The sequence below is a fragment of the Streptomyces sp. NPDC050418 genome (assembly GCF_044458745.1).
Taxonomy (GTDB): domain Bacteria; phylum Actinomycetota; class Actinomycetes; order Streptomycetales; family Streptomycetaceae; genus Streptomyces.
This window is the reverse complement of the sequence record NZ_JBITIG010000006.1, coordinates 1-16,143: the sequence shown is the minus strand read 5'-3', so window position 1 is coordinate 16,143 and position 16,143 is coordinate 1. Positions and strand designations below refer to the sequence as shown.

Annotated in this window: 18 protein-coding genes; 11 read left to right on the top strand and 7 right to left on the bottom strand. The window is 69.1% G+C overall.

What is annotated here, in order from left to right; all coding sequences use genetic code 11:
• The first annotated feature begins 121 nt into the window (after positions 1–121).
• Entirely contained in the window at positions 122–2,710 is a 2,589-nt protein-coding gene (locus ACIBI4_RS15315) for an FHA domain-containing protein (protein WP_399204344.1), read from the top strand.
• Positions 2,711–2,801: 91 nt separating this feature from the next.
• On the opposite strand, the gene ACIBI4_RS15310 is transcribed toward ACIBI4_RS15315, so the two are convergent.
• The 3 genes from ACIBI4_RS15310 to ACIBI4_RS15300 all read right to left on the bottom strand — a co-directional run bounded on the left by ACIBI4_RS15310 (position 2,802) and on the right by ACIBI4_RS15300 (position 5,602).
• Positions 2,802–3,506, bottom strand: coding sequence for a transglycosylase SLT domain-containing protein (locus tag ACIBI4_RS15310; protein WP_399204343.1), 705 nt, complete (start codon positions 3,504–3,506; stop codon positions 2,802–2,804).
• A gap of 303 nt (positions 3,507–3,809) precedes the next feature.
• Complete coding sequence (locus tag ACIBI4_RS15305) at positions 3,810–4,907, bottom strand: S-adenosylmethionine:tRNA ribosyltransferase-isomerase (protein ID WP_399204342.1); 1,098 nt, start codon at positions 4,905–4,907, stop codon at positions 3,810–3,812.
• Positions 4,904–5,602 carry an SDR family NAD(P)-dependent oxidoreductase gene (locus tag ACIBI4_RS15300; RefSeq protein WP_399204341.1) on the bottom strand — a complete coding sequence of 233 codons (699 nt, stop codon included), beginning with the start codon at positions 5,600–5,602 and terminating at the stop codon, positions 4,904–4,906. Before ACIBI4_RS15300 ends, ACIBI4_RS15305 begins: the two co-directional genes overlap by 4 nt.
• A gap of 194 nt (positions 5,603–5,796) precedes the next feature.
• On the opposite strand from ACIBI4_RS15300, the gene ACIBI4_RS15295 reads away from it, so the two are divergent.
• The 4 genes from ACIBI4_RS15295 to ACIBI4_RS15280 all read left to right on the top strand — a co-directional run bounded on the left by ACIBI4_RS15295 (position 5,797) and on the right by ACIBI4_RS15280 (position 8,531).
• The gene (locus ACIBI4_RS15295; RefSeq protein WP_399204340.1) at positions 5,797–6,942 is read left to right on the top strand and encodes a GAF domain-containing sensor histidine kinase; all 1,146 of its coding nucleotides are present in this window, start codon (positions 5,797–5,799) and stop codon (positions 6,940–6,942) included.
• Positions 6,935–7,579, top strand: a complete 645-nt coding sequence (locus tag ACIBI4_RS15290; RefSeq protein WP_399204339.1) for a response regulator — start codon at positions 6,935–6,937, stop codon at positions 7,577–7,579. Before ACIBI4_RS15295 ends, ACIBI4_RS15290 begins: the two co-directional genes overlap by 8 nt.
• Positions 7,580–7,761: 182 nt before the next feature.
• Positions 7,762–8,007: a chaplin gene (locus tag ACIBI4_RS15285; protein WP_399204338.1), complete on the top strand. Its 246-nt coding sequence runs from the start codon at positions 7,762–7,764 to the stop codon at positions 8,005–8,007.
• 284 nt (positions 8,008–8,291) lie between these two features.
• A complete protein-coding gene (locus ACIBI4_RS15280; protein ID WP_399204337.1) occupies positions 8,292–8,531 on the top strand; it encodes a chaplin in 240 nt (79 codons plus the stop codon).
• A gap of 107 nt (positions 8,532–8,638) precedes the next feature.
• Here ACIBI4_RS15280 and ACIBI4_RS15275 read toward each other — a convergent pair whose 3' ends face one another.
• Complete coding sequence (locus ACIBI4_RS15275; protein WP_399204336.1) at positions 8,639–9,409, bottom strand: hypothetical protein; 771 nt, start codon at positions 9,407–9,409, stop codon at positions 8,639–8,641.
• 121 nt (positions 9,410–9,530) lie between these two features.
• On the opposite strand from ACIBI4_RS15275, the gene ACIBI4_RS15270 reads away from it, so the two are divergent.
• The 5 genes from ACIBI4_RS15270 to ACIBI4_RS15250 all read left to right on the top strand — a co-directional run bounded on the left by ACIBI4_RS15270 (position 9,531) and on the right by ACIBI4_RS15250 (position 12,865).
• Positions 9,531–10,322, top strand: a complete 792-nt coding sequence (locus ACIBI4_RS15270) for an ABC transporter ATP-binding protein (protein WP_399204335.1) — start codon at positions 9,531–9,533, stop codon at positions 10,320–10,322.
• Positions 10,323–10,399: 77 nt separating this feature from the next.
• A complete protein-coding gene (locus ACIBI4_RS15265) occupies positions 10,400–10,831 on the top strand; it encodes an NfeD family protein (RefSeq protein WP_399204334.1) in 432 nt (143 codons plus the stop codon).
• A gap of 132 nt (positions 10,832–10,963) precedes the next feature.
• Positions 10,964–11,911 (top strand): SPFH domain-containing protein, encoded by a 948-nt coding sequence (locus tag ACIBI4_RS15260; protein ID WP_399204333.1) that lies wholly within the window; start codon positions 10,964–10,966, stop codon positions 11,909–11,911.
• 6 nt (positions 11,912–11,917) lie between these two features.
• Entirely contained in the window at positions 11,918–12,685 is a 768-nt protein-coding gene (locus ACIBI4_RS15255; protein WP_399204332.1) for a sulfite exporter TauE/SafE family protein, read from the top strand.
• A 3-nt stretch (positions 12,686–12,688) separates the two neighbouring features.
• Complete coding sequence (locus tag ACIBI4_RS15250) at positions 12,689–12,865, top strand: DUF1272 domain-containing protein (protein ID WP_399204331.1); 177 nt, start codon at positions 12,689–12,691, stop codon at positions 12,863–12,865.
• A gap of 66 nt (positions 12,866–12,931) precedes the next feature.
• On the opposite strand, the gene ACIBI4_RS15245 is transcribed toward ACIBI4_RS15250, so the two are convergent.
• The 3 genes from ACIBI4_RS15245 to ACIBI4_RS15235 form a co-directional block, all read right to left on the bottom strand.
• On the bottom strand, positions 12,932–13,441 hold the full coding sequence (locus ACIBI4_RS15245) for an HNH endonuclease (protein WP_399204330.1): 510 nt from the start codon (positions 13,439–13,441) through the stop codon (positions 12,932–12,934).
• Positions 13,442–13,598: 157 nt separating this feature from the next.
• Positions 13,599–14,135, bottom strand: a complete 537-nt coding sequence (locus ACIBI4_RS15240; protein WP_399204329.1) for a YbhB/YbcL family Raf kinase inhibitor-like protein — start codon at positions 14,133–14,135, stop codon at positions 13,599–13,601.
• 42 nt (positions 14,136–14,177) lie between these two features.
• On the bottom strand, positions 14,178–14,960 hold the full coding sequence (locus tag ACIBI4_RS15235) for a sporulation protein (RefSeq protein WP_399204328.1): 783 nt from the start codon (positions 14,958–14,960) through the stop codon (positions 14,178–14,180).
• 160 nt (positions 14,961–15,120) lie between these two features.
• Between ACIBI4_RS15235 and ACIBI4_RS15230 the strand changes: the two genes are divergently transcribed.
• Positions 15,121–15,762 carry a DNA-3-methyladenine glycosylase gene (locus ACIBI4_RS15230; RefSeq protein WP_399204327.1) on the top strand — a complete coding sequence of 214 codons (642 nt, stop codon included), beginning with the start codon at positions 15,121–15,123 and terminating at the stop codon, positions 15,760–15,762.
• Positions 15,763–16,143 lie beyond the last annotated feature (381 nt).

Below are 16,143 nucleotides of genomic sequence, written 5' to 3'. Positions count from 1 at the left end.
GGCGCCTACGCTCTCTTCACAAGGCCCGACTTTCGGACAGGGGCCTGCGCCTGAAATAGTTCCCCACGATGTTCGACATCCCTAGACTCCCCATGTCGGGGGTAACTCGGGGGACAACGTAGTGGGGCATGGAGTGCCGGAACTCGTACTGGAATTGAACGGACGGACCTGGACCCTGGATCCGTCCAGGTCATACACGCTCGGACGCGACCCGGGCGGTGATGTGGCGATCGACGATGCGCGGGTTTCCTGGCGTCACGCCACCATCAGCTGGGGCGGCCGGAGTTGGGTCATCGAGGACCACGGCTCGACGAACGGCACGTTCGTCCAGGGCCAGCGGATCCATCAGATGGAGATCGGCCCCGGCTCGGCGGTCCACCTCGGCAACGCGACGGACGGCCCGCGGGTGAACCTGACGGGCGCGGGCGCCGGAGCCGCGGCGGGCGCCGCTGCCGCCGCCCCGCAGCAGCAGGCCCAGCGCCAGGCGCCGGCCCAGCCGCAGCACGCCCAGCAGCAGGCGCACCAGCAGGCCGCGCCCCAGCAGGGTGCCCCCGGCTGGTCGCAGCAGCAGCCGCAGCAGCCGCCGGCCCCGCAGCAGGGCGTGCCGCAGCAGCAGGGCTGGCAGCAGCAGCCGTCGCCGCAGCTCCCGCAGCAGGGCGGCAACGCGGGGGCGCCGCCGGTCTACGGCGACCGCAGCCCCACCACGTTCCACCAGCTGGCTCTCGGCCGCGTGATGCGCATCGGCCGTGCGCTGGAGAACGAGCTGGTCGTCTCCGACCTCCAGGTCTCGCGTCACCACGCCGAGTTCCACGCGACGCCCGACGGCCGGATGGAGATCCGCGACCTCGGCTCGCACAACGGCACGTATGTCAACGGTATGCCGATCGCCAAGGGCGGCACCGCCCTGCTCGGCCCCAACGACATCGTCGGCGTCGGCCACTCCACGTTCCGTATCGTCGGCGGCCAGCTCGAGGAGTTCGTCGACACCGGTGAGGTCTCCTTCTCGGCCCGCCACCTCACGGTCACCGTCGACGGCGGCAAGCAGATCCTCAAGGACGTCTCCTTCGGCGTCCCCGAGAAGTCGCTGATCGCCGTCATCGGCCCGTCCGGTTCTGGAAAGTCGACGCTGCTCAAGGCGCTCACGGGCTACCGCCCGGCCAACCAGGGCGACGTCCTCTACGACAACCGGAACCTGTACAAGCAGTTCGCCGAGCTGCGCCAGCGCATCGGTCTGGTCCCGCAGGACGACATCCTGCACAAGGAGCTGACCGTACGGAAGGCCCTCAAGTACGCGGCCAAGCTCCGCTTCCCCTCGGACACCACCGAGGCCGAGCGTGCCGCCCGGATCGACGAGGTGCTGCGCGAGCTCAAGCTCGACATCCACAAGGACAAGAAGATCACCTCGCTCTCGGGTGGTCAGCGCAAGCGCGTGTCCGTGGCCCTCGAGCTGCTCACCAAGCCGTCGCTGATCTTCCTGGACGAGCCCACCTCGGGTCTCGACCCGGGCATGGACCGCGACGTGATGCAGCTGCTCCGCGGTCTCGCGGACGACGGCCGCACCGTCCTCGTCGTCACGCACTCCGTGGCCGAGCTCGCGATCTGCGACAAGCTGCTCGTGATGGCGCCCGGCGGTTCGGTGGCCTACTTCGGCCCGCCGGAGGAAGCGCTGAACTTCTTCGGCTACAGCACGTGGGCCGATGTGTTCTCCGCGTTCGAGAACTACCGCGACTACGACTGGGCGGGCCGCTGGAAGGGCTCGCAGCACTACCAGATGTACGCGGCCGACATCGACGCCGTCGCCGCGCAGCCGGTACAGATGCCGCCGATGCAGCAGATCAACCCGCCGAAGCCGCAGGGCTGGTTCTCGCAGCTGCTCACGCTGGTGCGCCGCTATGTGTCGGTGATCGCCTCCGACAAGGGCTTCATGGCCCTGATGGTGATCCTGCCCGCCGTGCTCGGCGCGGTCAGCCTGCTGATCGAGCCGGACAAGGGCCTGTTGGTCAACGTCAACGAGCAGACCGGCCGGATCATCCCCAACGGCACGGCGACCACCGTTCTGCTGATCATGGCGGTCGGCGCCTGTTTCGCCGGTGCCGCCAACTCCGTACGAGAACTGATCAAGGAACGGGTGATCTACGAGCGCGAACGGGCCACCGGCCTGTCCCGCTCCGCGTACCTCATGTCCAAGGTGATCGTCCTCGGCCTCATCACGGTCATCCAGGGCGCGCTGGTCGGCGTGATCGGCTTCTCCACCCGTGAGATCCCCGAGGAGGGCCTGCTGCTCGGCAGCCAGGTGCTGCTGGAGCTCTCGCTGCCGATCATGGCGCTCGGCTTCACCTCGATGATGTTCGGCCTGATCATCTCGGCCCTGGTGAAGACCGCCGAGAAGACCATGCCGCTCCTGGTCATGTTCGCGATCATCCAGGTGGTCTTCACCGGCTGCCTCTTCATCCTGCACGGCACGGTCGGCGTCAACGAGTTCTCGTACCTGATGCCGTCCCGCTGGGCGGTCGCGGCCGCGGGCACCACGCTCGACTTCAACCGGATCAATCCCAACACCGACGATCCGGGCAGCACCGACCCGCTGTGGGACCACGAGGCCGCGGCCTACGGCATCGACATGGCCGCGCTGCTCGCCCTCGGCGCCCTCTGCGGCTTCCTCGTCCTGCGCTTCCTGCGCCGGCACGAGCCCGAGGTCATGCGCAAGTGACCCGGTGGTCCAGGCGAACGCCGAAGGGCGGCACCCATGCGGGGTGCCGCCCTTCGGCGTTGCTGAGGACGTGATCAGTACGCGGGACTGATCAGTACGCGCTGTTCACGTTGTCGATCGAGCCGTAGCGGTCGGCCGCGTAGTTCGAGGCGGCGACGATGTTCGAGACCGGGTTGTACTGGTTGTGCTCGGTTCCGGACACGTGGTACGCGTCGAAGGTCGGCTTGATGACCTGCAGAAGACCGATGGACGGCACGCCGTTCTGGGCGTTGATGTCCCAGTTGTTGATGGCGTTGGGGTTGCCGGACGACTCACGCATCACGTTCTTGTAGATGCCGTTGTACGTGCCCGGGATGCCGTTCTTCTTCATGATGTCGAGCGACTCACGGATCCAGCCGTCGAGGTTGTTGGCGTAGACCGGCTTGCGGGCGGCGGCACGGCTGGCCGCCTCCTTCTGCTCGCGGGCCTTCTTCGCCTTCGCCTCGGCCTCGGCCTTGGCCTTCGCGTCGGCCTTGGCCTGCGCGGCCTTCGCCTCGGCCTCGGCGCGCTTCACGGCGGCGTCGGCGTTCTTGGCCGCGGCGGCGTGCTGCTTGTCGATCGTGGTCTGGAGGTCCTTGTTGACCGTGAAGGCCACAGGGTTGGCGGAGACCTCGGCGGCCTGCGCCGGGGAGGACTCGTCGGCGTTGCCCGGCACGACGGAGACCGCGAGAGCAGCGGCGCCGAGGACGGCGACGCCGGCCATCGAGATCTTCTGGCTCTTGGTCAGGGACTGACCAGCAGTTCGGTGCTTGGGCATGGCGAATGGACCTCTTCGAATAGCGGGGGTCGCCTTTCCGGCTCGGAAACAGATTCCGGCCATCCGAGCGGTGGCGGATGACCACTGCTCCGAGCGACGGGTGCCATTCTTAGCGGCCGCAAAATTCTGGTGCAATCATGTGACGTACGAAGACGCTTAGTGGATCAGGCTGTGGGACCTAAGTCCTGAATGGGGCATTGAAGGGGGCAATCTCCCGCCCGTGAGGCCCCCTAGGGTTCTACTAGGGGGCCTCGTAAGTGATGTAGGTCCTATGCGCGGGCTCACATCGGGCGTGTAACGGTTTCACCAGGAGTTGCCACTGCAATTCAGCGGGTAGTCGCCCTCATTCGGAAGGATGAGGTGGCTGTCCCCGAACTCATGCCAGAGATAGAGCCCGCGTACCGCTGCGGCATAAGAACGCTCCAACGCGGGCCTTCCCGCAATGGCTTCGAGCATCAGGAGATGAGAGGCCTCCGGCTCGTGCAGTCCGGTCAGAAGCCCGTCCACGACCTTTACGCCGCGCTCAGGTGTGACCACGAGATCCGTCCAGCCCGCGGCCGGCCGCACGATCCCGTCGCTGCCCGCCGCCGACTCCACGGCCCGCACCCCCGTCGTCCCGACCGCGATGATCCGGCCGCCCCCGGCCTTCGCGGCGTTGATCAGCCGCGCCGACGCGGCCGGCACCTCGAAGCGCTCGGGATACGGCGGCTCGTGCGCCTCGCCCGACGCCACCCCCGTATGCAGGGTGATCGGAGCGAACTGCACCCCGCGGCTCACCAGCTCCGCCACGAGCCGCGCCGTGAACGGCCGCCCCGCGCTCGGCATCTCAGCGGACCCCGCCCCGCCGGGCTGCGGCAGCGCGAAAACCGTCTGGTACGCGGAGAGCGGCTGGTCCTTCCTCGTGTACGAGTAGCGGATGGCCCGCCCGTACCGGCCGAGCAGCGCCGGCACCGGCACGGACGCCCGCGCCCACCAGATCCGCGTCCCGGCCGGATCGAGCGGCTCCTCCAGTACAAGGGAGGCACCGCCCGGCAGCCGCACCGTCACCGGCCGGCCCGCCAGCGCCCGCGTCGTGCCCGCGCGGTCGGGCTCGCGCAGCTCCACCGCCCAGCGGCCGTCGGCGCCCCGCGTGGAGAAGTGGACGACCACGTCCGTGTCCCCGATCCGGCCGTCGAGCGCGGCGGCCAGCGTCGGCGAGGTGTTGACGATGAGCAGATCGCCCGCCCGCAGCAGCTCGGGCAGCGCACGGAAGGTGTGGTGGGAGACCGCGGTGCCGCGCGAGACGAGCAGCCGGACCGCGTCCCGGTCCCGTCCCGGACCGCGCTGCTCGGCGGGCTCACGGGCCGACAGCTCCTCGGGGACGCGCAGATCTGCGAGGCGCACCGCCTCGTCGACGCTCACCGTGTCTCCAGGAGCGCCGGAGCCGCGTACCGACCGCTCGCCGGACGCTCGTCGAGCAGCCGCAGGAACGCGGGCACGACCGTCGCGGGCTCGGGCCGCCCCGAGTCGTCGTCGACCGGTACGGCGGCGCGGTAGAGATCGGTGCGCATGTCACCCGGATCCACCGCCCACACCCGCAGCCCCGGCTCCTCCACCGCGAGCACGGCACTGAGGTGGTCGAGCGCCGCCTTCGAGGCGCCGTATCCGCCCCATGTCTCGTACGCCTCCGCGGCAGCGTCCGAACTCAGCGAGATCACCGTCCCCGCCGCGGCCTCCCGCAGCAGCGGCAGCGCCTCCTGCACCAGACCCAGCGGCGCCACCACATTGACCTCGAAGGCCTCGCGCAGTCCGTCGAGCGGATGCCGTTCCAGCGGTACGAGCGGTTCGGAGCCCAGCACGCTCGCGTTGTTCACCAGCAGATCGAGCCCGCCGAGGTCACGCGCCGCGGCGATGAGCGCCGAGCGGTGCCAGGCGTCGGCGACCGTCCCCGGCAGCGCCACCACCCGCGTGCCGTGCGCCCCCAGCTCCTCCGCGGCCTTCGTCAGCGCGTCCGCGGACCGCGCGTCGACGACCAGATCCCAGCCGCGGGCGGCGAGCGCGCCCGCGAGCGCCTTGCCGAACCCCTTCGAAGCCCCCGTGATGATCGCTACCGGCATGATGTCCGTCCCCTTAGTACGTCTTAGTACGTCGCTCTGTACGTCACTGCCCTCAACGTAGAAAGAGGGAGGGCCCGGGCACCTCGGACGCGGGACCCGCCTGCGCAAGGTCCTTCGGACTACGCCCGGGGTCCTAGGCAGGGGCGGTCCGTGGTCCGATACGGGCCGTGGAACCCCGCCGGTACGGTGTGTCCATGACCGACGGCCCCCGATCCGGCCTGTACGCCGTGAGCACTGCGCTCCTGGCGATGAGCAGGCATCTCGAAGTGCGCGACGTCCTCAAGACGATCGTGGCCTCGGCCCGTGAACTGCTCGACGCCGAGTACGCGGCGCTCGGCGTCCCCGACGACCACGGCGGCTTCGCCCAGTTCGTCGTCGACGGCGTGAGCGACGAACAGTGGAAGGCCATCGGCCCGCTCCCGCGCCAGCACGGCATCCTCGCCGCGATGCTCCACGACGACGGGCCCGAGCGGCTCGCGGACGTCCGCAAGGACCCGCGCTTCGGCGGCTGGCCCACCGCGCACCCCGACATGTCCGACTTCCTGGGCCTGCCGATCCGCGACGGCGACGAGACCATCGGCGCCCTGTTCCTCGCCAACAAGAACTGCCCCAAGCCGGACGGCGGCTGCGGCTTCACCCAGGAGGACGAGGACTTGCTGGGCATCCTCGCCCAGCACGCCGCCATCGCCCTCACCAACGCCCGGCTGTACGAGCGCAGCCGCGAGCTGACCATCGCCGAGGAACGCACCCGCCTCGCCCACGAACTGCACGACGCGGTCAGCCAGAAGCTCTTCTCGCTGCGGCTCACGGCCCAGGCGGCCGCCAAGCTGATCGACCGCGACCCGGTGCGCGCCAAGGGCGAGCTCCAGCAGGTGGCCGCACTCGCCGCCGAGGCCGCCGACGAACTGCGCGCCGCCGTCACGGAGCTGCGGCCCACGGCGCTCGACGAGGACGGCCTGGTCGCCACGCTCCGCACCCACATCCAGGTGCTCGACCGCGCCCACGCCCCCGTGGTGACCTTCCGCTGCGAAGGCGTACGGGCACTGCCCGCCTCCCAGGAGGAGGCGATGCTGCGGGTCGCCCAGGAGGCACTGCACAACGCGTTGCGGCACTCCGACGCCGCCCACGTGACCGTCGTCCTCGAGAAGCACGGCCAGGGCGCCGTGCTGCGGGTCACGGACGACGGCCGGGGCTTCGAGCCGCGCGCGACCCGGCGCGCGGGACGCCACCTCGGCCTGGTCTCCATGCGGGACCGGGCGAGCGGCGTCGGCGGCCGGCTGACGGTGGAATCGGCGCCCGGCGAGGGCACCACGATCGAGATGGAGGTGCCCGGTGGCTGACAAGGTGATCCGTGTACTGCTGGTCGACGACCACCAGGTCGTACGGCGCGGACTGCGCACCTTCCTGGAGATCCAGGAGGACATCGAGGTCGTCGGCGAGGCCTCGGACGGGGCCGAAGGCGTCGAGCGCGCCGAGGAGCTGAAGCCGGACGTCGTCCTCATGGACGTCAAGATGCCCGGCATGGACGGCGTCGAGGCCCTGCGCAAGCTGCGCGAACTCGCCAACCCCGCCCGGGTGCTGATCGTCACCAGCTTCACCGAGCAGCGCACGGTGGTCCCCGCACTGAAGGCGGGCGCCGCGGGATACGTCTACAAGGACGTGGACCCCGACGCGCTCGCCGGCGCGATCCGTTCCGTGCACGCCGGTCACGTCCTGCTCCAGCCCGAGGTGGCCGGGGTGCTCCTCGCGCAGGACGAGGGCAACGGTGCGCAGGGGCGCGGCGGTTCGCTCACCGAGCGCGAGCGCGAGGTGCTCGGCCTGATCGCCGACGGACGGTCCAACCGGGAGATCGCACGCGCGCTCGTCCTCTCCGAGAAGACCGTCAAGACCCACGTATCGAACATCCTGATGAAACTCGACGTGGCCGACCGCACCCAGGCCGCTCTGTGGGCCGTACGGCACGGTCTTAACGGCTGATCAGGGACGATCGCTGCCGGCAGGACCGTTTCGCCCGGGAACGGTTGCGGATCGTCGTCTTCCGGTCTGAGATTCATACCGTCGTGTGGATGTCCCCCGGATGGCGTATCCCGGGCGGCCGTGGGCCGTTCTCCTTGCATGCTGCGGCGGCTGGCCGCAGTCACCGCAAGGAGGACTCAGAAGTGAAGAACCTGAAGAAGGCCGCGGCTGTCACGATGGTGGCGGGCGGCCTGGTCGCAGCCGGTGCCGGTTTCGCCTCCGCCACGGACGGCGCGCACGCCGACGGCCACGCCACCAAGTCGCCGGGCGTCGCCTCGGGCAACCTCATCCAGGTGCCGGTCCACGTGCCGGTCAACGCGTGCGGCAACACCGTCAATGTGGTCGGTCTGCTGAACCCGGCCTTCGGCAACGACTGCTTCAACGGCTGACGTTCGCCCGGTCGCACGGCGACTGACCACCGGCCCTCCAGGCGCTGCCTGGGGGGCCGGTCGCGTGTGTGCCACGCATCCCGGCTTGCCATGCATCCCTTGCTTGCCACACATCCCGGCCGGATTCCACAGATCGTCGTCCTATTGATCCGTACGAGGGTCATCGCGCGGCGATCCGTGTCATCCGGACGGCCCAAGCGTTCTTCAGCGTACGACCCCGCGGCTGGGGTCGCGGAACAGTGAACTCCCGTACCTGGTACGGGACTTGATGGAGGAACAACCTCATGAACTTCGCCAAGAAGGCCGCTCTGGTCGCCGCCGCCGCTTCGATGGCCGCGGGCGCCTCCGCCGGTGCCGCGTTCGCCGACGCCGAGGCGGGCGGCCAGGCCACCCAGTCCCCGGGTGTCGCCTCCGGCAACCTCGTCCAGCTGCCGGTGCACGTCCCGGTGAACGCCTCGGGCAACTCCGTCAACGTGATCGGTATCCTGAACCCGGCGTTCGGCAACACCGCCGTGAACGACTGATCCTGACTGCCACGAGCCCCGCGAACACCTTCCTGTTCGCGGGGCTTCGGCATGTCCATGGGGCCGCGTCCGCAACGCATCCGCGTCCGGGAGGTCCGGCGGGGGCCTCAGCCCCGCAGCAGCTCCTCGACATACGCGTTGTACGCGGCCACCTGCGCCCGGCGCGCCGTCCGCTCCACCGGCCGCAGCGCCTCGGCCCGCGCCCCGATCTCCGAGGAGCTGACGGCCCCGCCGTGCCCGTTCTCGGACGCCACCGAGATCAGCAGCCCGACCCGCTGCGCCAGCTCCAACACCCGCACCGCACGCGGCGGATACCCCGGCGCGAGCACCTCGCGCCCGCGTTCGGCCCGCGCCCGGTAGGCGTCGACGGCCGCCTCGGCCACCGGACCCGAGCCCGCGACGTCCAGCTGCGTCAGAAGCGCCGTCGCCTCCCGCAGCGCCTCTGCCAGCTCACGCTCCGCCTCGCCGAGCGAGGGCACGTCCGCGGGCGGCGCCTCGCGCACGGGCAGACAGTGCCAGACGACCTCCACGTGTACGTCGTCCTCGTACACCTCGGGCACCAGCCCCAGCGCGACCCCGTGACAGACCACGGCCTCCTCGGCCTCCAGCGCCCGCGCGTTGAACTCCGGCGGCCCGCTGAGCCCCAGCGGATGCCCGGGCGCGGGCAGCGCGACCCGCAGTCCCTGAGCGCCGAGCGCCCGCAGCCGCCCGAGCGCGAGCGTCAGCCCGACCTGCCCGGACTCACCCGGCAGCCCTTCCACCCGGTGCACGGCATCGTCCCCGACGATGGCGAGCACGGCCTCGTCCGGCGAGATAAGTCCGGCAATCAACGCATTACCCCAAGAGGCCAACAGGCCCGAGCGTGGTTCCGTGAGCATGGACACCAGCCTAAGGACTGGACTGCCGACAGGACTCATCGCCCGGTGGCGTAGGTTTTCCCTGGGGGCGGCGTCCACCCGACGCTCGCAAGTTCCGATACGCATGGGAGACAGCACGCTCATGAGCGATGTGCTCGAGCTGGAGGACGTGTCCGTGGTCCGAGGGGGCCGCGCGCTGGTGGATCAGGTCTCCTGGTCGGTGAAGGAGGGGGAGCGCTGGGTCATCCTCGGCCCCAATGGCGCCGGCAAGACGACGCTGCTCAATGTCGCCTCCAGCTACCTGTTCCCGAGCAAGGGCACTGCGACCATCCTCGGCGACACCCTCGGCCAGGTGGATGTCTTCGAGCTGCGCCCGCGCATCGGCATGGCCGGCATCGCCATCGCCGACAAGCTCCCCAAGAGCCAGACCGTCCTGCAGACCGTGCTCACCGCCGCGTACGGCATGACCGCCGGCTGGAACGAGCAGTACGAGGAGATGGACGAGCAGCGCGCCCGCGCCTTCCTCGACCGCCTCGGCATGTCCGACTTCCTGGACCGCAAGTTCGGCACCCTCTCCGAGGGCGAGCGCAAGCGCACGATGATCGCCCGCGCGCTGATGACCGACCCCGAGCTGCTGCTCCTCGACGAGCCGGCCGCCGGCCTCGACCTCGGCGGCCGCGAGGACCTGGTGCGCCGCCTCGGCAGGCTGGCCCGCGACCCGATCGCCCCCTCCATGATCATGGTCACGCACCATGTCGAGGAGATCGCCCCCGGCTTCACCCACGTTCTGATGATCCGTCAGGGCAAGGTGCTCGCCGCCGGCCCGCTGGAGCTGGAGCTCACCTCCCGCAACCTCTCCCTGTGCTTCGGCCTCCCGCTCGTCGTCGAGCAGGTCGGCGACCGCTGGACGGCACAGGGCCTGCCGATCGCCTGATCCGCGGCAGGGGGCGCACGGCTGCCGCAGTCCATGCCCACGCGCACCCTGTCCCGAGGGGCCACCCCACCCCTACCATGAACAACATGGACCCTTGGCTGTGGTGGCTGATCGGCGCGGTCGTCCTGGGCATCGCCCTCGTGATCACCGCGATGCCCGAGCTCGGGATGCTCTCCGCCGGTGCAGTCGCCGCCGCCGTGACCGCCGGTCTCGGCGGCGACGTCGTGCTCCAGGTGATCGTCTTCGCCGCCGTCTCGGTGGCGCTGATCGCCGTCGTACGCCCCATCGCGGCCCGGCACAAAGCCCAGCGGCCCCAACTCGCCACCGGGGTCGAGGCGTTGAAGGGCAAACAGGCCGTCGTCCTGGAACGGGTCGACGCCCGCGGCGGCCGGATCAAGCTCGGCGGCGAGATCTGGTCGGCCCGCTCCCTCGACGCCACACAGTCGTACGAGGTGGGCCGCCAGGTCGACGTGGTCGACATCGACGGCGCCACCGCCGTCGTGATGTGACCACAGGCTGATCCACGGAACTGGACTCGCAGCACACGCCGTTCTGACAGACTCGACCAGCAAGATCTTCAGACGTACGCGAACCACGCAGCGTATTCAGGTACTTCAGGCTCGAAGGGCACGGGGAGCGCGATGCAACCGGTCATCATCGTCCTCATCATCCTGGTGGTGTTGGTCTTCATCGCCCTGATCAAGACGATCCAGGTGATCCCGCAGGCCAGCGCCGCCATCGTGGAGCGCTTCGGCCGCTACACGCGCACGCTCAACGCGGGCCTGAACATCGTGGTCCCGTTCATCGACTCGATCCGCAACCGGATCGACCTGCGCGAACAGGTCGTCCCGTTCCCGCCCCAGCCGGTGATCACCCAGGACAACCTCGTCGTCAACATCGACACCGTCATCTACTACCAGGTGACCGACGCCCGAGCCGCCACGTACGAGGTCGCCTCCTACATCCAGGCGATCGAGCAGCTCACCGTCACCACGCTCCGCAACATCATCGGCGGCATGGACCTCGAGCGGACGCTGACCTCCCGCGAGGAGATCAACGCGGCGCTGCGCGGCGTCCTCGACGAGGCCACCGGCAAGTGGGGCATCCGCGTCAACCGTGTCGAGCTCAAGGCGATCGAGCCGCCCACCTCCATCCAGGACTCGATGGAGAAGCAGATGCGCGCCGACCGTGACAAGCGCGCCGCGATCCTCACCGCCGAAGGTATCCGCCAGTCGCAGATCCTCACCGCCGAAGGTGAGAAGCAGTCCGCGATCCTGCGCGCGGAAGGTGAGGCGAAGGCCGCGGCCCTGCGCGCAGAGGGCGAGGCTCAGGCCATCCGTACGGTCTTCGAGTCGATCCACGCGGGCGACCCCGACCAGAAGCTGCTCTCCTACCAGTACCTCCAGATGCTCCCGAAGATCGCCGAAGGCGACGCGAACAAGCTCTGGATCGTGCCCAGCGAGATCGGCGACGCGCTCAAGGGCCTGTCCGGTGCGATCGGGAACTTTGGCGGCGGACCGCTCGGCGGCGTCGGCCCGCAGGCCGGCGCGCCCAATGCGGAGCGCCGCGAACAGCCGCCGGTCGACTGATCCGTCGTGACGCCCTGGGAGATCGTCGGGGTCCTTGCCGCCGGATTCGGTGCAGGGGCCATCAATACGGTCGTGGGCTCCGGGACCCTCATCACCTTCCCGGTCCTGCTGGCCATCGGCCTCCCACCCGTGACCGCCACGGTCTCCAACGGGCTCGGTCTGCTGCCCGGCTTCGCCGGCGGAGTCTTCGGCTACCGCCGTGAACTGGCCGGGCAGCGGGCGCGCGTCCTGCGCTTCGGCATCGTTGTCACCGCGGGCGGACTGTGCGGGGCGATCCTGCTCCTGACCCTCCCGCACTCCGCCTTCGAGATGATCGTCCCGGTCCTTGTCGGCCTCGCGCTCGTCCTCATCGCGCTCCAGCCCTGGATCGGCAAGGCCGTTCAGCGCCGACGGGAGCGCAAGGGCGAACCCGGCAGCGAGTTCGGCGGACCCTGGCTGCACATCGGCCTGTTCCTCGCGAGCGTCTACGGCGGCTACTTCACCGCCGCCCAAGGCATCCTCTACATGGCCCTGATGGGCATGTTCCTCGGCGAATCACTGCAGCGCGCCAACGCCGTCAAGAACATCCTGGCCGCCATGGTCAACGCGGTCGCCGCGCTCTTCTTCCTCTTCGCGGCCCACTTCGACTGGAACGTGGTCCTGCTCCTGGCGGCCGGCTCCACGGTGGGTGGTTTCGTGGGCGGAACACTGGGTCGGCGCATCCCGTCGGGGGTGCTGCGAGGCCTGATCGTGGCCGTCGGTACAGTCGCCTTGATCCAACTACTGCTGAGGTGACCCATGGCTCTTGAGATGCGCACCGTGTGCGAGCGCTGCGAGTGCGCCATCGCCCCGCACGAGACCGCGTACATCTGCGTATACGAGTGCACCTGGTGCCCCGCGTGCACCTCGGCCATGGATCACACCTGCCCCAACTGCGGCGGCGAGCTGGTGATCCGGCCCCGGCCCAAGGCCTGACGCACCGAGGCCCGCCTCCCCATCCGGGAAGGCGGGCCTCGACGGGACCACGTCTCGTACGACTGCTTACGCCGCCACCGACTGAGTCAGCCACTCCGGCAGCGCCGACCTGTCATCCGCGGCCAGCGCGAACAACATCGCGTCGCTCGGCGTCGGCACGAACGGGTCGAACAACAGCGGCATCTGCGCCTGCTCCGGTGTCCGGTCAGCCTTGCGGTGGTTGTCCGGCGCACACGAGGCCACCGTGTTCAACCACGTGTCCCCACCGCCCTGCGCCTTCGGCACGACGTGGTCCACCGTGGTGGCCCGCCTGCCGCAGTACGCGCACTTGTTACGGTCCCTGATCAAGACACCCCGCCTCGACCAGGGCGCGTGTCTTCGGAACGGCACCCGTACGTAGCGGCACAACCTGATCACCCGCGGCACCGGCAGTTCCATCGTGGCCGCACGCATCTTCAGCTCGGGGTGGGCCTGCTCGACCACGGCCTTGTCCGTCAGAACCAGCACAACTGCTCGGTTCAACGTCACCGTCGACAGCGGCTCGAAGCTCGCGTTCAGCACCAGCGTGTCCCGCATCTCGCCCACCCTCCCGTGCGCACCTGCCCACCGCGCGGCGGACTGGGATCAACTCTGGCCGGGCGGGCTGATCTGGACAACGGAATAAAAATGCCCGCCCCTGATCAATTCCATGACCAGGGGCGGGCAAACAGCGGATGAACCCTCGGCTCCCCGCTCAGCTCTCGGCAGGCGCCTCGTACTCCCCGACGAGCTGCGCACGCGCGAGCGTGTGGAACCGGAGATTGAAGCCGACGACGGCAGGCGACGCCTCCGCGTCCGGCCCCAGCTTCTCCTGGTCCACCGCATAGACGGTGAAGACATAACGGTGCGAACCATCCCCGGGCGGGGGAGCGGCACCACCGAAGTCCTTCGTCCCGTAGTCGTTGCGCGCGTGCACCGCGCCCTCGGGCAGCCCCTCGAACTTGCCGCTGCCGGCACCGGCCGCCAACTCCGTGACGGAGACCGGAAGGTCGAAGAGCACCCAGTGCCAGAACCCGCTGCCCGTCGGGGCATCCGGGTCGTAACAGGTCACCGCGAAGCTCTTGGTCCCCGCCGGGAAACCCTCCCACCGCAGCTGCGGCGAGACATTGCCCTGCGCGAACACCTGGGCATCGTCCAGGACTTCACCCGGCGCGACATCGTCGCTCAGCACCGTGAACGACGGCACCTGGGGGTGGAAGTCATGGGGGAGCGGTCGCCGCTTGTCCGTCACGTCTAACCTCCGGTCGGCAGTCTCGGGTCTGCGCCTCAGAGCCTAGGCCCAGTTGCGCTTGCCGCCGACCTGGGAAATCCACTCGTTCAGGTAAGCCGTCCAGTCGGTGCCCTGGTAGTCGTTCAGACCGACCTTGAAGGCACGGAAGGTGTCGCCACCCGAATTGAACAGGCCCGGCTTCTTGTCCATCTCCAGGACGACGTCCATCTCACGGTCGTCGGCTACGAAGCTCAGCTCGACCTGGCTCAGACCCTGGTACTGCGACGGCGGGAAGAACTCGATCTCCTGGTAGAACGGCAGCTTCTGACGCGTGCCGCGGATGTGACCGCGCTCCATGTCCGCGCTCTTGAAGCGGAAGCCCAGCTGGATGAAAGCGTCGAGGATCGCCTGCTGCGCCGGCAGCGGGTGCACGTTGATCGGGTCCAGGTCACCGGAGTCCACGGCGCGCGCGATCTCCAGCTCCGTGGTCACACCGATGTTCATGCCGCGCAGCGTCTGACCGTCGATCGTCGTGACCGGCGTCTCCCACGGGATCTCCAGACCGAACTGCACCGCGTGCAGCGCGTTGGCCTTCAGCTCGAACGCGCCACCGAGCCGCTGCTTGGTGAACTCGATGTCCTGCTTGACCTCCTGGTCACCGCCTTCGACCTCGACCCGGGCCTGCAGACCGACCGACAGCGCCTCGATCTGCTGATCGACCGACCCGCCCTGGATCCGGACCTCGCCCTGGACGACGCCGCCCGGGACCACATTGGCCTCGGTCAGCACGGTCTCCACCGAAGCGCCCCCGGCACCCATGCTCGCAAGCAGCCTCTTGAACCCCATGTCAGTCCTCCCCGTGCCGTACGACGACGGCCCGTCTTGATCAGTGATCTCTCATCTATCAACGCGAACCGGCAGGCGCTGGTTCCGGCCCACACCCTTCCAAGCCCGGGCCCCGGTGACCACCCACCCGTACAGAACATTTGCACTACGCTCGTACGCCATGATCGCGGCCCCCGACCGTACGCCCCTGCCCCGCGCCTTCTTCGACCGCCCTGTTCTGGAAGTGGCCCCCGATCTTCTGGGCCGCATCCTCGTCCGCAGCACCCCGGACGGTCCGATCGCACTGCGCCTCACAGAGGTGGAGGCATACGAGGGCGAGTCCGACCCCGGCTCACACGCCTATCGCGGCCGGACCGCACGCAACGAGGTGATGTACGGACCTCCGGGTCACGCATACGTCTACTTCACGTACGGCATGTGGCACTGCCTCAACATGGTCTGCGGTCCCGAGGGCTTCGCGAGCGGAGTCCTGCTGCGGGCCGGCGAGATCATCGACGGCGCCGAGCTGACCCGGCACCGTCGGCAATCGGCCCGCCATGACAAGGAACTGGCCAAAGGCCCGGCCCGCCTCGCCACGGCACTGGACGTGGACCGCGCCCTCAACGGCACGGACGTCTGCGCCGGCCCGACCGCACCCCTCTCCCTCTATACAGGGGCTCCCGCACCCGCCGACCAGGTACGGAGCGGTCCGCGCACGGGAGTCTCGGGGGAGGGCGGCGTCCACCCGTACCGCTTCTGGATCGCCAACGACCCGACCGTCAGCCCTTATCGAGCCCATACGCCCCGACGAAGGACGTCTTGACGGGACTTGACGCGGCCCGGGCGGATCCGTAATGTAGCCCGAGCCGCTTGAACCGGGTACTGCCTTTGACAGCAGCCGGAAGCGGCCAAACCACTACTGCGACTTCCCTCAACGGGGTCCATTTCGGCATGCCGAAATTCGATTCCCGTGACTCGATTATGAGTTACCGAAGGAATCGGCTAACGTAGTGAATGTCGAAAGGCCGCGAGGCCGAATAGACCGCCGAAAGGCAAATCCCGCCGACAGGGAATCGGAACTCGAAAGAGTCTGATAGAGTCGGAAACACCGAAGGGAAGCCCGGAGGAAAGCCCGAGAGGGTGAGTACAAAGGAAGCGTCCGTTCCTTGAGAACTCAACAGCGTGCCAAAAGTCAACGCCAGAT

Excerpts from the sequence above, each read along its gene's own strand:
- ACIBI4_RS15310 (WP_399204343.1), bottom strand. The coding sequence starts at position 3,506 with ATGCCCAAGCACCGAACTGCTGGTCAGTCCCTGACCAAGAGCCAGAAG.
- ACIBI4_RS15300 (WP_399204341.1), bottom strand. The coding sequence starts at position 5,602 with ATGCCGGTAGCGATCATCACGGGGGCTTCGAAGGGGTTCGGCAAGGCG.
- ACIBI4_RS15295 (WP_399204340.1), top strand. The coding sequence starts at position 5,797 with ATGACCGACGGCCCCCGATCCGGCCTGTACGCCGTGAGCACTGCGCTC.
- ACIBI4_RS15280 (WP_399204337.1), top strand. The coding sequence starts at position 8,292 with ATGAACTTCGCCAAGAAGGCCGCTCTGGTCGCCGCCGCCGCTTCGATG.
- ACIBI4_RS15275 (WP_399204336.1), bottom strand. The coding sequence starts at position 9,409 with ATGCTCACGGAACCACGCTCGGGCCTGTTGGCCTCTTGGGGTAATGCG.
- ACIBI4_RS15270 (WP_399204335.1), top strand. The coding sequence starts at position 9,531 with ATGAGCGATGTGCTCGAGCTGGAGGACGTGTCCGTGGTCCGAGGGGGC.
- ACIBI4_RS15265 (WP_399204334.1), top strand. The coding sequence starts at position 10,400 with ATGAACAACATGGACCCTTGGCTGTGGTGGCTGATCGGCGCGGTCGTC.
- ACIBI4_RS15260 (WP_399204333.1), top strand. The coding sequence starts at position 10,964 with ATGCAACCGGTCATCATCGTCCTCATCATCCTGGTGGTGTTGGTCTTC.
- ACIBI4_RS15250 (WP_399204331.1), top strand. The coding sequence starts at position 12,689 with ATGGCTCTTGAGATGCGCACCGTGTGCGAGCGCTGCGAGTGCGCCATC.
- ACIBI4_RS15245 (WP_399204330.1), bottom strand. The coding sequence starts at position 13,441 with ATGCGGGACACGCTGGTGCTGAACGCGAGCTTCGAGCCGCTGTCGACG.
- ACIBI4_RS15235 (WP_399204328.1), bottom strand. The coding sequence starts at position 14,960 with ATGGGGTTCAAGAGGCTGCTTGCGAGCATGGGTGCCGGGGGCGCTTCG.
- ACIBI4_RS15230 (WP_399204327.1), top strand. The coding sequence starts at position 15,121 with ATGATCGCGGCCCCCGACCGTACGCCCCTGCCCCGCGCCTTCTTCGAC.